Raw genomic sequence first — 12804 nt, forward strand, 5'->3', positions numbered from 1 at the left:
CCCCGGGTCGTCACGTGATGCGCACAGGGGGGTCACGTGGTCCGCGACGCGCACCCCGGCGCGTGGCGAGGGTATCAGAGACCCCCCGCCGCACCCCGTCCGGTAAACGTCCTGCACCCGTCAGATAAGCGGGGACCCCGCGATCCTGGCCCCCGGGACAATGGCCGGAGACCCCGCGGAGACGGGAGACTGCCCGTGCTTCCCCATCCCGGGGTCCCGGAAGCGGTAGCGCCACCCGGCGCTCGGAGAGAACCGCACCCATGGAGGCAGGAGACGTGCCCTACACGCCCGAACAGGCGGCGGCGCTCGCCGCCCAGCTCGGCCCCCTGTACGGACTGCGCCCGGACCAGCTCCCCACGAGCGTGTTCGACAGCGTCCTCAACGGCCTGGAGCAGTGCCAGGCGATCCTCGACGCGATCCCCCAGCAGGAGACCCCCGCACCGCTCACGGAGTACCAGGCGACCGTCGTCGTCGAGCCGACCGCGAAGGGATGGGCACCGTGACGACCACCGCCCCACCGTCCACGTCGACCGTCAGCCGGCGGGACTTCGTCAAGACCGCCGCGGCCGGCGTCGCGGCGGCGTCCGTGCTCGCCACCCCGATGTCGGCGCTCGGCACGTCGAAGAAGCCGCCGCCCGGGAAGGGATCCGGGGTCCCCGACGTCCCCCTCTACGACCTGGAGCTCTCGGAGGCCGGGCGCCTCATCCGCGCCGGCAAGCTGTCCCCCGTCGACCTGGCCGTCGCCACCCTCGAGCGCATCGAGGCCGTCGAGCCGAAGGTGCTGGCGTTCGTCAACAAGTACCCCGACGCGGAGATCCTCGCCCAGGCCCGCAAGGCCGAGAAGCTGGCGCGGCGGGGCACCTACCTCGGCCCCCTCCACGGCATCACCGTCGGCCTGAAGGACATCTACCTCACCGAGGGCAAGGTCACCGAGGGCAACTCGAAGCTCTACACGGGCTTCGTCCCGGGCTTCGACGCCGAGTCGGTCGCGCGGCTGAAGGCCGGCGGCGCCGTCGTGCTCGGCAAGGTCGGCACCAGCGAGCTGGCCACCGCGACCGCGTCGGCGGCGAACAACCCGTGGGACCTGCTGCGCACCCCCGGCGGGTCGAGCTCGGGGTCGGCCGCGGGCGTCGGCGCCTCCGAGTTCATGGTCGGCATGGGCACCTGCACCGGCGGGTCGATCCGCGGGCCCGCCGCGAACGTCGGGATCAGCGGGTTCAAGCCGACGTACGGGACGATCAGCCTCCACGGGATCCTCCCCCTCGCCTGGTCGATGGACCACCCCGGCCCGCTGGCGCACTCCGCCCTCGACTGCGCCCTCGTGGTCGACGCGCTCGGCGGCCAGGACCCGAAGGACCCGTTCACGCGGCCGGTGAAGAGGTACCGGCTGGCGAAGCGCCTGCTGGAGGCGCCGTCCCGCAAGCCGCTGCGCGGCGTCGTGGTCGGCGTCCCCGCCCCCGGCGACTACTTCCTCGGCGTGCCGAACGACGAGGAGCTCGCGGCGTTCACCGCCGCGGTCGACGTCGTCCGCCGGCAGGGGGCGACGGTCCGCGAGGTCACCACACAGGCCCTCATCCCGGGCCTGACGAGCACCTCGTCGTTCTACGACATCATCCGCAGCCACGAGGTCGCGGCGTACCAGTACGTCAACCTGATCTCGCAGCCGCAGAACATGTCGCCCGACTACCTCAGCCGCGTCGCGGCCGGGGTGCTGATGCCGGGGCACGCCTACGCCCAGGCGCAGCGGGTGCGGCGCCTGTGGTGCGACGCGATCCTGTCGGTGTTCGACGAGGTGGACGTCCTGATCCACCCCGCCGACAACATCGCCGGGCTGAAGGCGGGCGGCGGCACGCCGTCGGCGCGACGGTCCTCGGGCAGCAAGACCAACCCGTGGAACCTGACCGGCGCCCCGGCGATCGCGATCCCCACCGGGATCTCGGCCGCCGAGGGGATGCCGCTGTCGATGCAGTGCGCCGCGGCGCCCGGCAACGACGCGGAGGCGCTGCTGGTGGCCCACGGCTTCCAGCTGGCGACCGACTTCCACAAGGCCCGCCCCGCGCTCTAGCGGTCCCGCCGGCGCGCCCTCCCCACGGACGGGGAGGGCGTGCCGCCGGGCGCGCCCTCAGGCGGTGGGGTCCCCGGGGGGCCGGGCGGCCAGTTCGCGGGTGCGGTCGATGTCCTGGCGGACCTGCGCCATCAGCTCGTCCGCGGAGGCGAAGCGCTTCTCGTCGCGGAGGCGCTCGATGAAGTCGATCCGCATCGTCTGGCCGTAGATGTCGCTCCCGTCGTGGTCGAGCAGGAACGCCTCCAGCCTCAGCGTCGAGCGGATGTCGCTGGCCGTGAAGGTCGGGGCGACGCCGATGTTCACCGCGGCCGCGCTGCGGCCGCCGGCGAGCACCGCACGGCCGGCGTAGACGCCGCGGCTCGGCAGGGCCGAGTCGGCGGGGATCTCGAGGTTCGCGGTCGGCAGGCCGATCGTGCGGCCCCGGCCGTCGCCGGGCACGACGACGCCCTCCACCGAGTGCATCCGCCCCAGCAGCGGGATGACGGCGGCGACCTGGCCCGTCGCGACGAGCCGCCGGATCCGGGTCGACGACACCGGCTTGTCGTCGGGGCTCGTCACCATCCGGGGCGACTCGACGACGAGGGCGCGGGACCGGCCGAACTGGGCGAGCATCTCCACCGTGCCGCTCCCCTGGTGGCCGAACCGGAAGTTCTCCCCCACCACCACCGCATCCGCACCCACCGGCGGGGCGACGAGCATCTCCGCGAACCGCTCCGCGCGGATCCGGGAGAACGCCCGCGTGAACGGGACCACCAGCAGCTCGTCGACGCCGAGGCGCTCGATCAGCTGCGTCTTGAACCCGATGTGCGTCAGCACCGCCGGCCGCAGCTCCGGCCGCAGCACCGCGATCGGCTGGGGCTCGAACGTCAACGCCATCGAGCCGAGGCCGCGCTCGGCCGCCAGCTCGATCGCCCGGCCGATCACCGCCTGGTGCCCGATGTGGACCCCGTCGAACGTCCCGATCGCGACCACCCGCCGGGGACCGCCGAGGGGCAGGTCGCCGAGCGAGTTGTACCGCCTCACCGGGGGCTCCCGATCACGACGGACGGGCGCAGCGCCCCGCCGTCGGCGGCGCCCACGGCGATCAGGCGGCCGTCCGCCACCATCGCCACCGGACCCCCGTCCGCCCCGGCGTCCGCCGCCGGCACCGCTCGGCCGTGCAGGACGTCGGCGGCCTCCGCCGGATCGAGGTCGCGGCGGGCCATGTGCCCGAGGGCGCGCAGCGGGTCGACCGCCGCGTCCAGGGAGACCTCGTCCGGTGCGATCGCGTCGTCGACCGACAGCACCCCCACCGCCGTGCGCCGCAGGGCCGTGCAGTACGCCCCCGTCCCGAGGCTCTCCCCGATGTCCGACGCCAGCCGCCGCACGTACGTGCCCGACCCGCAGTGCACCTCGAGCCGGAAATCCCCGTCGCCGAGGTCGTCGACGAGCCGCAGGGCGTGGATCGCCACGTCGCGCTCCGGCAGGTCGGTGACGTCCTCGCCCCGCCGCACCTTGGCGTAGAGGCGCTCGCCCTCGACCTTCACCGCCGACAGGGCCGGCACCCGCTGGCGCACGCGGCCGACGAATCCCGGCAGCACGGCCGCGACCTCCTCGGCCGAGGCCGGCGGGCCGGCGGGCTCGATCGGCCCCTCCGTGTCGCCGCTCCGGGACGTGAAGCCCGTCCGGACCGTCGCCAGGTACGTCTTGTCGAGGCCGGTGAGGAACGGGGCGAGGCGCGTCGCCCTCCCCACCATCAGCACCAGCAGGCCCGTCGCGAACGGGTCGAGCGTGCCGCTGTGCCCCACCTTCGTCCCGCGGGGCAGGCGACGCCGCGCCGCGGCGACGATGTCGTGCGACGTCGGCCCGGCCGGCTTGTCGACCAGCAGCAGGGCGGGCGCCGGCGGGGCGGGCGCCTCAGCCACCGGCCCCGTTCGCGTCGAGCCGCTCCCGCATGCGGTCCTCCAGCCACGGCAGCAGGTCCTCGGGCGGGCGGCCCGTGCTGAAGCCCGCCGCGGCCTTGTGCCCGCCGCCGCCCTCCTCGCGGGCGATCGCCGCCACATCGACCCGGGGGTCGACGGAGCGGAGGGACACCCGGTACAGCCCGGGGGGGCCCGACTCGCGGACCAGGGCGGCGGCGCTCACGCCGCGCACACCCCGCATCACCTCGACGATGCCCTCGCAGTCGTCGCCGCCGGCGCGGGTGAAGTCGTCCTCCGTCAGCACCGCCGCCAGCATCCGCCCGTCGGCGAGCGCCCGCGCGCCCTCCAGGGCGCGCCCCATCAGCAGCAGGCGGTCGAGGGGCTGCTCCTCGAACAGCCGCCGCGACATCGCCGCGGGATCGACGCCCGCGGCGATCATCCGCGCCGCGATCTCGTGCGCCCGGGGGCGGGTGTTCGTGTAGCCGAACCGGCCGGTGTCGGTGACGAGGCCGACGTACAGGGCCTCCGCCACCTCGCGGGTCAACGGCCACCCCGCCGCGTCGATCACGCCGACCAGCACCTCGGCCGTCGACGACGCGTCCGGCTCGATCAGGTTCAGGTCGCCGAAGCGGGTGTTGTCCTGGTGGTGGTCGATGTCGATGATCAACCGCGCCGCCTCGTGGACCGGCTCCGGCCACATGCGGCGCTCCGTCGCGCAGTCCACCGCGATGAGGACCCGGTCGGCGATGTCGTCCGGGAGCTGCGGCGAGAACGACTCGCCCTCGGCCGGCAGGAAGAGCAGGTCGCTCGGGACGGCGGGGACGTCGGCGTGGGCGAGCACCACGTCCCGGCCGGCGGCGCGCATCGCGCGGGCCAGCCCGAGGATCGAGCCGATCGCGTCGCCGTCGGGGTTGTGGTGCGCCGTGATGACGAACCTCTCCCCGGGGCGGGTCAGCACCTCGGCGACCTCCGCGGGGGTCGCGTCCCGGCCGTTCCGCTCGCTCATCCGTCCTCCGGTCCGATGCCGCCGGTGACCTCGTCGATGAAGCGGGTCAGCTCGACGGCGTCCTGCTGTGTCGTGTCGTAGTGGAACGTCAGCTGGGGCGTGTGACGGGACCGCAGCTCCGCGGCGAGGCGGGACTGCAGCAGGCCCCGCGCCGAGTCGAGGGCCTCCTGGCTGCCGCGCCGCTCGCGGGTGCGGAGCGTCGTGAAGAAGACCTTCGCCTCGCGGACGTCCTGCGTCGACTCGACGTGGGTGATCGTCACGAAGCCGAGGCGCGGGTCGGACAGCTCGCGGGCGATGACCTCGGCCAGGACCTGGCGCAGCGCGGTGTCGACCCGGCGCATCCGCGTGGTGCGGGCGCGCTTCGCCATCAGGAGCCCCACGCGGCGTCGCGGTCGGACCCGACCGCCACGAGCTCACGCGCCGACCCGACCACCTGGAACGCCTCGTCGCCGTCGAGCCACCGGGCGGCGTCGGAGATCCGCTCGTCGGTCTCGGAGGCCGACCTGCCCACGAGCGCGAGCGTCAGGCCCGCCCGCTGCCACAGGTCGTGGTGGTCGACCTCGGACACGGCACAGGAGAACCTGCGGGTGAGACCGGCCTTCACCCGCAGGAGCTCCCTGCGCTTGGTCTTGAGGGACGCGCCCTCCGGCAGATGGAGGTCGACGCTCAGGATTCCCACGAAGCCGCGCTCCATCTCGACGAGGACCTACCCCTCGTCGGCGTCGTCCGGCTCGGCCGGCGGCGCGACGACCTTCGGGGCCGGCGGCGGGGCCGCGGCCTGCGCGGTCCGGGCGACCTCGCGGAGCTCGAACGCCTCGATGGTGTCGCCCTCCTTGACGTCGTTGTAGTCCTCGATCAGGACACCGCACTCGAAGCCCTGGGCCACCTCGCGGGTGTCCTCGTTGAAGCGCTTCAGCGAGGCGATCTTGCCCTCGTGGACCACGATGCCGTCGCGGAGCAGGCGGACGTTGGCGTTGCGGCGGACGATGCCGTCGGTCACGTAGCAGCCGGCGATGGTGCCGATGCGGCTCGCCTTGAACGTCGCCCGCACCTCCAGCTGGCCGATGACGTCCTCCACGATGTCCGGCTCCAGCAGGCCGACCAGGGCGTCGCGGACGTCCTCGATGGCGCGGTAGATGACCCGGTACGTGCGGATGTCGACGCCCTCGCGCTCGGCGAGCACGCTCGCCTCCGGCCGGGGACGGACGTTGAAGCCGATGATGACGGCCTCCGACGCGGACGCCAGGGAGACGTCCGACTCGGTGATCGCGCCGACGCCGGTGAGGATGACCCGCAGGCGCACCTCGGTCTGCTCGATCTTGTTGAGGGCGTCCTCGAGGGCGCCGACGGAGCCCTGCACGTCGCCCTTGATGATGATGTTGAGCTCCTTGAGCCCACCCTCCTTGATGCGCGCGAAGAGGTCGTCGAGCGACACGGGCCGCTTGTTGGCGAGCTCCTCGGCGCGGAGGCGCTGGCTGCGCTCCGACGCGCGCTGACGGGCGGCGCGCTCGTTCTCGACCACCCGGAACCGCTCGCCGGCGTCCACGACGCCGCCGAGGCCGAGGATCTCGACCGGGACCGACGGACCCGCCGTCTCCAGCGCGGAGCCCTTGTAGTCGGCCATCGCGCGGACGCGCCCGTAGACGTCGCCCGCCACGATCACGTCGCCCACCCTGAGGGTGCCGCGCTGCACCAGCAGCGAGGCGACCGGGCCGCGGCCCGGGTCGAGGCGCGACTCGATGACCGTGCCCGAGGCCTCCGGCTTCGGGTTGGCCTTCGGCTCCGCGTCGGCGTCCACCACCAGCAGGATCGTCTCGAGCAGCGTCTCGATGCCGGTCCGCTCCGTCGCGGAGACGGGCACGAACTCGTGGGTGCCGCCCCAGTCGGAGGGGATGACCTCGCGCTGGCTGAGCTCCTGCTTCACGCGGTCGGGGTTCGCCCCGACCTTGTCGATCTTGTTCACGGCGACCATGAACGGCACCTCGGCGGCGCGTGCGTGGTCGATCGCCTCGACGGTCTGCGGCATGACGCCGTCGTCGGCGGCCACCACGATGACCGCGACGTCCGTGATCTTGGCGCCGCGGGCGCGCATGGCCGTGAAGGCCTCGTGGCCCGGCGTGTCGAGGAACGTGATCTCGCGGCCGTCGTGGTGCACCTGGTAGGCGCCGATGTGCTGGGTGATGCCGCCGGCCTCGCCGGCCGCCACCTCGGTGGAGCGGATCGCGTCGAGCAGCGACGTCTTGCCGTGGTCGACGTGGCCCATGACGGTCACGACCGGCGCACGGGTGACCAGGTCGGCCTCGTCGTCGTCGAACTCCTCGGCCCGCTCGGCCTCCTCCTCGGCGTGGACGACGGTGACCTTGCGCTCCATCTCGCCGGCGATCAGCTCGATCGCGTCGTCGGAGAGGGACTGCGTGATCGTCGCGAGCTCGCCGAGCCCCATCAGGAGCTTGATGATCTGCGACGTCGGGACGTCGAGGATCTCGGCGAAGTCCTTGACCGTGGAGCCCGAGGGCACCTCGACCATGGGCATGTCCGCGGGCGCGATGACGACCGCGGGCTTCTCCTCCTGGCGCGGGCCGGGGCGACCGCCACGGCGGTCGCGGCCCTGCTGCGCGGGACCGCGGCGACCGGCCTGCGGGTCGATGACCACGCGACGGCGCTTGCCGCGCGGGCCTCCGCCCATGCCGCCGCCCATGCCACCGCCGCCGGGGCCACCCTGGCCACCGCCGCCGGGACGCGGGCCGGCGCCACCGGCGCCTCCGCCGGTGCGCGGGCCGGGGCCGCCACCGCCACCGGGACGGCCGCCACCCTGGGCGGGGCCGGCCGGGACGGGCGGCGGACGGTAGAGCGGGGGCTTCGGCTTCGCGGGCTCGGGACGCCGCGGAGTCACCGGGGCCTCCGCCGCGGGGGCGGGGGCCTCGGGCGCGGCGGGTGCCGCGGCCTCGGGGCCGGCGTCTCGGCGGGCGCCTCGGCGGCCGGGGCGGGCGTCGCGGCCGCGGGGGCCTCGACCGGCGCCTCGGCGGCGGGAGCGGGTGCCTCCTCCGTCACGGGTGCCGCGGCCTCGGGGGCCGGGGCCTCGGCGGGCGGCGGCGTCGCGGCCTCGGGGGCCGGGGCCTCCGGGGCCGGCGCGGGCTCCTCGACCGGGGCCGGGGCCTCGGCGGCGGGGACGGGCTCGGGGGCCGGCGGCGCGGGGGCCTCGGCGACCGGGGCCGGCTCCGGCGCAGGGGCGGGCGGCTCCTCGGCGACGGGCGCCGCGGGAGCGGGCTCGGGGGCCGGGGGCTCCTCCTCGGCGGCGGGCGGGGGCGTGTACGGCGTCCGGGGGGCGCCCGGGCGCGCGGGCAGGGGCTGACGCACCGGCGCCGGCTTGGGCGCGGGCTCCTCCACCTTCTCGACCTTCGGCGGCTCGGGGGCGCGCTCCGGCTTCGGGTAGCGGTTCGGGTTCAGGACGTGGAGTGCCTCCGCGACGTCGACGGTCGACGACGCGGTCTTGACGTTCACACCGGCCCGCTGCAGTCGCTGCAGGAGCAGGGAGCTCGGAAGCCCCTCCTCCTTGGCGATCTCGTAGATCCTCTTCTTCTCCATCACGTCCCCCATTGACCCTCCCCGCCGACGTCCGCGCCGAGCTCCGGATCGATCACCAGCTCGCCGCTCACCCTCGCTCCACGATGGAACGCGCGCCGCGCGACGGCCCTCTCGAAGCACTCAACCCGCCGGCACACGTACAACCCGCGCCCGCCGAGCCGGGACCGATCGTCCCGCACCAGGCGGTGCGTCCCGTCGCCCGGAGCGGCGACGAGACGGGCGAGCGCCGGCTTGGGGTGTCGGGCGCCGCAGCCGAGGCAGCGGCGCTCCGGCACGTGCCGGGCGCGTTCCGTCGAGATACCTCCTGCCCCTACGCCTCCTCCTCCGTCGTCCCCTCCGCGGCGGCCGCGGCCACGGCCGGAGCGAGCTCCGACACGCGCGCCCATCCCGATTCGGTGCCCGCCTCCTCGATCTCCTCGGCGGTCAGGGGCCTCCCGAGGGAGCCCTCCACCTCGGCCAGGCGTGCGTGGGTGGGCACGGCACAGTAGCGCGTCCCCGTCACGGCGGCGTTCGGGCACCGCTTGCCGGTGCGCAGCATCGCCGCGCAACGGAGCGTCCCCGACTCGGTCTCGTCGCCGAACTCGTCGTTCTCCTCCTCGCGGGCGAAGGTCGACTCGCTCTTGATGTCGATGTGCCAGCCGGTGAGGCGGGCGGCGAGCCGGGCGTTCATGCCCTCGCGGCCGATCGACAGCGACAGCTGGTCGTCCGGCACGATCACGGTCGCCTGGCGGTTCTCGTCGTCGACCAGGACCTCGCGGACCCGGGCGGGCGAGAGCGCCTTGGCCACGTAGCGGGCCGGCTCCTCGTTGAAGGGGATGATGTCGATCTTCTCGCCGCGCAGCTCCGACACGACCATGCGCACGCGCGAGCCGCGGGGGCCGACGCACGCGCCGACCGGGTCGACGCCCTGCACGTGGGAGATGACGGCGATCTTGGACCGCCAGCCGGGCTCGCGGGCGACGCCGCGGATCTCGACGAGGCCGTCGGCCATCTCCGGCACCTCGAGCTTGAACAGCTCGCGCACCAGCTGGTCGGAGCGGCGGCTCACGATGACCTGCGGGCCCTTGGTGGAGCTGCGCACCTCGATGATCACGGCCTTGATGCGGGCGCCGTGGTCGTACCGCTCGTTGTGCACCTGCTCGCTCTCGGGCAGCAGCGCCTCGACGCGGCCGAGGTCGACCAGCGTGTACCGCGAGTCGGACTGCTGGATGATCCCGGTCACGACGTCGCCGACGCGGTCGACGTACTCCTCGTACATCATCTCGCGCTCCGCCTCGCGGATCCGCTGCAGGATGACCTGCTTCGCGGTCTGCGCGGCGATGCGGCCGAAGTTGTCCGGGGTGACGTCGATCGCCTCGATCTCGTCGTCCTGGTACGCGGCCCAGTCGATGTCCGGCGGCGGCGGCTCGTACTCGGCGGGGTCGACGCCCTCGGGGATGACGGGCTCCTCGCGCGGCAGCACGCGGAGCTCCTCGCCCTCGGGGAGGATGACCTGCCAGACGCGCATCTCGCCGGTCTCGCGGTCGATGTCGACCCGCGCGAACTCGGCCGGGTCGGGCGTCTTCTTGTACGCGGCGAGCAGCGCGTCCTCGAGCGCGATGAGCAGGGTCTCGGAGTCGATCCCCTTCTCGCGCTCGATCTGCTTGATGGCCTCGATGATCTCTCGGTTCACCCTCTGCTCCCCCCAACGAACTCGACGGCCGTGGTCATGCCCGGCCGGCCCGCGACGGCGTTCCCGCGTGGCCCGCTCACCATGTCCCGACCTCCTCAACGGCGTTCGCCCGGCGCACGTGCTCCAGGGGGATCTCCATGACCCCGTCCTCGAGCTCGACGCGCACCGCGGCGTCGTCCGCGGCCACGAGCACGCCCGTGACCGACCTCGCGCCATCCTCGCGCTCCATCCTGATGCGGACCCTCCGGCCCACGGCCCTGCGGAAGTGCTCGGGCCGGCGCAGCGGCGGCTCGGGACCCGGCGACCAGACCTCGGCGCCGTGCTCCTCGAGGATCCCCGCGTCGTCCAGGGCCTTCGTCACCGCGACGCAGACCTCGTGGTCGACCCCGCCGGGGTGGTCCACGACCAGGCGCAGCATCGCGTCCGGACCGGCCAGCACCCTCAGCTCGAGCAGGTCGACCTCGGGCAGGGCAGCGGCCAGCGCCGTCTCGACGCGACGCTCGATCTCGTCATGGCCTGCCATCGGCTGCACCTCCCTTCGGCGGGGACTCCGTCCGCGCCCACAAAAAAGGTGGGTTCGTCACCCACCTCCGCCCGCACGCCTCACGTCATCCTCAGAGACAGGTGACGATAGCACTCCGCCCCCGCCGCGTCCCGGCGCGGAGGGGGCGGAGCGGTGATCAGGCCCCGTCCCCCGGCCGGTAGGTCCCGAAGCTCCAGAGGTTGCCCTCGGGGTCGCGCGCCGCGTAGTCGCGCGATCCGTAGTCCAGGTCGGCGAGCGGCCGGACGACCTCCGCGCCGGCCGCGACGGCGCGGTCGTGGTGGGCGTCGGGGTCGTCCACCACGACGTAGACGGCGCCCGACCCCGGCGGCGGGGCGAGGGCCCCCCACCCGTCCTCGCGCGCGGTGCCGAGCATCACGCGCGACGCGCCGTGCGCGAGCTCGGCGTGGGCGATCGTCCCGTCCCCGCCGGGGTGCACCCCGGCGGGGGCGAACCCCGAACCCGGCCCCCAGCCCGTCGATCGCGGCGGCGAGACGGCGTCCGAGCGCGTCGTCGAGGACGGCGAAGCGCGCGTCCCAGCCGGGGGCGTCGTGGAGGCGCTCCAGCAGCCGCGGGGCCTCCGCCCCGATCACGTCCTCCAGCTCGACCGTCCGGCGCGCCAGCGCGTGCATCGATGGACGACCGCGTCATCGCCATCGGCCGAGGCCACTACCATCCCCCCATGACCGATCCCGCGCCCCGTGACCCCCACATGCTCGTCGAGTTCCCCGCCGACGACCCCGAGCGCGCCGTGCGCTTCTGGGAGGGCGTGCTCGACCGGCCGCTCGCGCCGCGGCGCGATGACCAGGGCGAGGGCTGGCAGACGACCGGGGACGGGGCGGCGATGGGCGTCCACCCGCGGGCGAGCGGACCCGGTGACCGGGTGTCCCTCCCCTACTTCGCGGTCGACGACGTCGAGGCCGCGCTCGCCCGCGTGACCGACCTGGGCGGCTCCGTCGTCCACGCCGGCGGGCGGTGGGCGATCTGCCGCGACTCCGAGGGCAGCCCGTTCGGCCTGGGGCCGCTCGCGGCCTGAACCGGGTCAGGCGCTGCGGCGGGGGCCCGTGAGGTCGTCGCCGTCGAGCACGATCGTGACCGGGCCGTCGTTCTCCAGCGTCACGGCCATCGTGGCGCCGAACCGCCCCCGGGCGACCGGGACGCCGTGCGCCTCCACCGCGGTGGCGTAGGCCTCCACCAGTCCCTCGGCGTCGCCGGGCCGTGCGGCGCGCGACCACGACGGCCGGTTGCCGCGGCGCACGTCGGCGAGGAGCGTGAACTGGCTGACGCAGAGCAGGGCGGCGCCGTCGACCGCCGTCAGCGGCAGGTCGAACGGCCGGTCGCCGGCCGCGAACAGGCGCAGGCGGACGGTCTTGTCGGCGAGACGCCGGGCCTCGGCCGCGTCGTCGCCGTCCGCCACCCCGACCAGCGCGAGGAGCCCGGCGGCGATCTCGCCGACGACCGCGCCCTCCACCTCGACCCGGGCCCACCGGACCCTCTGCAGCACCACGCGCACCGGCGGAGCCTACGCGCGCCGGTGGCGGGGTCGGGACCGCCCGGCGCGGGTAGCATCGCGGCATGGACGACGCCGCCCCCGCACGCATCTCCGCCCACCTCGAGGAGATCGGCGCCGACACCGAGCGCCGCGGCGACCGCGAGTGGGTGGTGCAGGTGCCGTGCACGAAGCGCGGCGCGATCGGGGTGCTGCTGCAGGCCCGCGAGCGGACGCTGCTGCTGCGGGCGTTCGTGGTCCGCGGCCCGGACCGCGCGCACGCGGACGTCTACGCCCGCCTGCTCCACAAGAACCTGGCGATCCGCGACTGGCGGTTCGGCATCGACGGCCACGGCGACATCTACGCCGTCGCCGACACCCCGCTCGACGGGCTCGACGGCGACCGCATCGACGGGCTGCTCGGCGCGCTCAGCACGCTCGTGGACGAGACGTTCGAGAGCATCGTCCGCATGGGCTTCGACGTCCCCGAGGGCATCGAGTTCCGGCCGCCGCCGCGCATGGACGAGGCGGCCGGCCGCACCTGA

16 protein-coding genes are annotated in these 12804 nt (G+C 74.7%); 4 read left to right on the forward strand and 12 right to left on the reverse strand.

Annotation, left to right across the window (positions count from 1 at the left end; all coding sequences use genetic code 11):
• Positions 1 to 275 precede the first annotated feature (275 nt).
• Positions 276 to 503, forward strand: a complete 228-nt coding sequence (locus tag IU369_RS10255; RefSeq protein WP_217920883.1) for a hypothetical protein — start codon at positions 276 to 278, stop codon at positions 501 to 503.
• Entirely contained in the window at positions 500 to 2065 is a 1566-nt protein-coding gene (locus IU369_RS10260; RefSeq protein ID WP_217920884.1) for an amidase, read from the forward strand. Before IU369_RS10255 ends, IU369_RS10260 begins: the two co-directional genes overlap by 4 nt.
• Before the next feature lie 57 nt (positions 2066 to 2122).
• Here the strand turns inward: IU369_RS10260 and IU369_RS10265 are convergent, their stop codons facing one another.
• The 11 genes from IU369_RS10265 to IU369_RS10315 all read right to left on the reverse strand — a co-directional run bounded on the left by IU369_RS10265 (position 2123) and on the right by IU369_RS10315 (position 11209).
• Complete coding sequence (locus IU369_RS10265) at positions 2123 to 3088, reverse strand: bifunctional riboflavin kinase/FAD synthetase (RefSeq protein WP_217920885.1); 966 nt, start codon at positions 3086 to 3088, stop codon at positions 2123 to 2125.
• A complete protein-coding gene (truB, locus tag IU369_RS10270) occupies positions 3085 to 3969 on the reverse strand; it encodes a tRNA pseudouridine(55) synthase TruB (protein ID WP_217920886.1) in 885 nt (294 codons plus the stop codon). Before truB ends, IU369_RS10265 begins: the two co-directional genes overlap by 4 nt.
• The gene (locus IU369_RS10275; RefSeq protein ID WP_217920887.1) at positions 3962 to 4972 is read right to left on the reverse strand and encodes a DHH family phosphoesterase; all 1011 of its coding nucleotides are present in this window, start codon (positions 4970 to 4972) and stop codon (positions 3962 to 3964) included. The genes truB and IU369_RS10275 overlap by 8 nt, the downstream gene beginning before the upstream one ends.
• Complete coding sequence (rbfA, locus tag IU369_RS10280; protein WP_217920888.1) at positions 4969 to 5340, reverse strand: 30S ribosome-binding factor RbfA; 372 nt, start codon at positions 5338 to 5340, stop codon at positions 4969 to 4971. Before rbfA ends, IU369_RS10275 begins: the two co-directional genes overlap by 4 nt.
• Positions 5340 to 5651 carry a DUF503 domain-containing protein gene (locus IU369_RS10285; protein ID WP_217920889.1) on the reverse strand — a complete coding sequence of 104 codons (312 nt, stop codon included), beginning with the start codon at positions 5649 to 5651 and terminating at the stop codon, positions 5340 to 5342. The genes rbfA and IU369_RS10285 overlap by 1 nt, the downstream gene beginning before the upstream one ends.
• A 27-nt stretch (positions 5652 to 5678) precedes the next feature.
• The gene (gene infB, locus IU369_RS10290) at positions 5679 to 7865 is read right to left on the reverse strand and encodes a translation initiation factor IF-2 (protein WP_217920890.1); all 2187 of its coding nucleotides are present in this window, start codon (positions 7863 to 7865) and stop codon (positions 5679 to 5681) included.
• Complete coding sequence (locus IU369_RS10295) at positions 7862 to 8557, reverse strand: translation initiation factor IF-2 N-terminal domain-containing protein (RefSeq protein ID WP_217920891.1); 696 nt, start codon at positions 8555 to 8557, stop codon at positions 7862 to 7864. Before IU369_RS10295 ends, infB begins: the two co-directional genes overlap by 4 nt.
• A complete protein-coding gene (locus IU369_RS23835; RefSeq protein WP_425516799.1) occupies positions 8557 to 8943 on the reverse strand; it encodes a YlxR family protein in 387 nt (128 codons plus the stop codon). The genes IU369_RS10295 and IU369_RS23835 overlap by 1 nt, the downstream gene beginning before the upstream one ends.
• Positions 8868 to 10229, reverse strand: a complete 1362-nt coding sequence (gene nusA, locus IU369_RS10305) for a transcription termination factor NusA (RefSeq protein WP_217920893.1) — start codon at positions 10227 to 10229, stop codon at positions 8868 to 8870. Before nusA ends, IU369_RS23835 begins: the two co-directional genes overlap by 76 nt.
• A gap of 76 nt (positions 10230 to 10305) precedes the next feature.
• Positions 10306 to 10752: a ribosome maturation factor RimP gene (locus IU369_RS10310; RefSeq protein WP_217920894.1), complete on the reverse strand. Its 447-nt coding sequence runs from the start codon at positions 10750 to 10752 to the stop codon at positions 10306 to 10308.
• A 157-nt stretch (positions 10753 to 10909) separates the two neighbouring features.
• Complete coding sequence (locus IU369_RS10315) at positions 10910 to 11209, reverse strand: VOC family protein (protein ID WP_217920895.1); 300 nt, start codon at positions 11207 to 11209, stop codon at positions 10910 to 10912.
• A gap of 243 nt (positions 11210 to 11452) precedes the next feature.
• Here IU369_RS10315 and IU369_RS10320 point away from each other — a divergent pair, with 243 nt between their 5' ends.
• A complete protein-coding gene (locus IU369_RS10320; protein ID WP_217920896.1) occupies positions 11453 to 11806 on the forward strand; it encodes a VOC family protein in 354 nt (117 codons plus the stop codon).
• A gap of 6 nt (positions 11807 to 11812) precedes the next feature.
• On the opposite strand, the gene dtd is transcribed toward IU369_RS10320, so the two are convergent.
• Positions 11813 to 12283 (reverse strand): D-aminoacyl-tRNA deacylase, encoded by a 471-nt coding sequence (gene dtd, locus IU369_RS10325; RefSeq protein WP_217920897.1) that lies wholly within the window; start codon positions 12281 to 12283, stop codon positions 11813 to 11815.
• A gap of 62 nt (positions 12284 to 12345) precedes the next feature.
• Here dtd and IU369_RS10330 point away from each other — a divergent pair, with 62 nt between their 5' ends.
• Positions 12346 to 12804, forward strand: coding sequence for a YbjN domain-containing protein (locus IU369_RS10330; protein WP_217920898.1), 459 nt, complete (start codon positions 12346 to 12348; stop codon positions 12802 to 12804).

It is taken from the genome of Miltoncostaea oceani (assembly GCF_018141545.1).
Lineage (GTDB): Bacteria > Actinomycetota > Thermoleophilia > Miltoncostaeales > Miltoncostaeaceae > Miltoncostaea > Miltoncostaea oceani.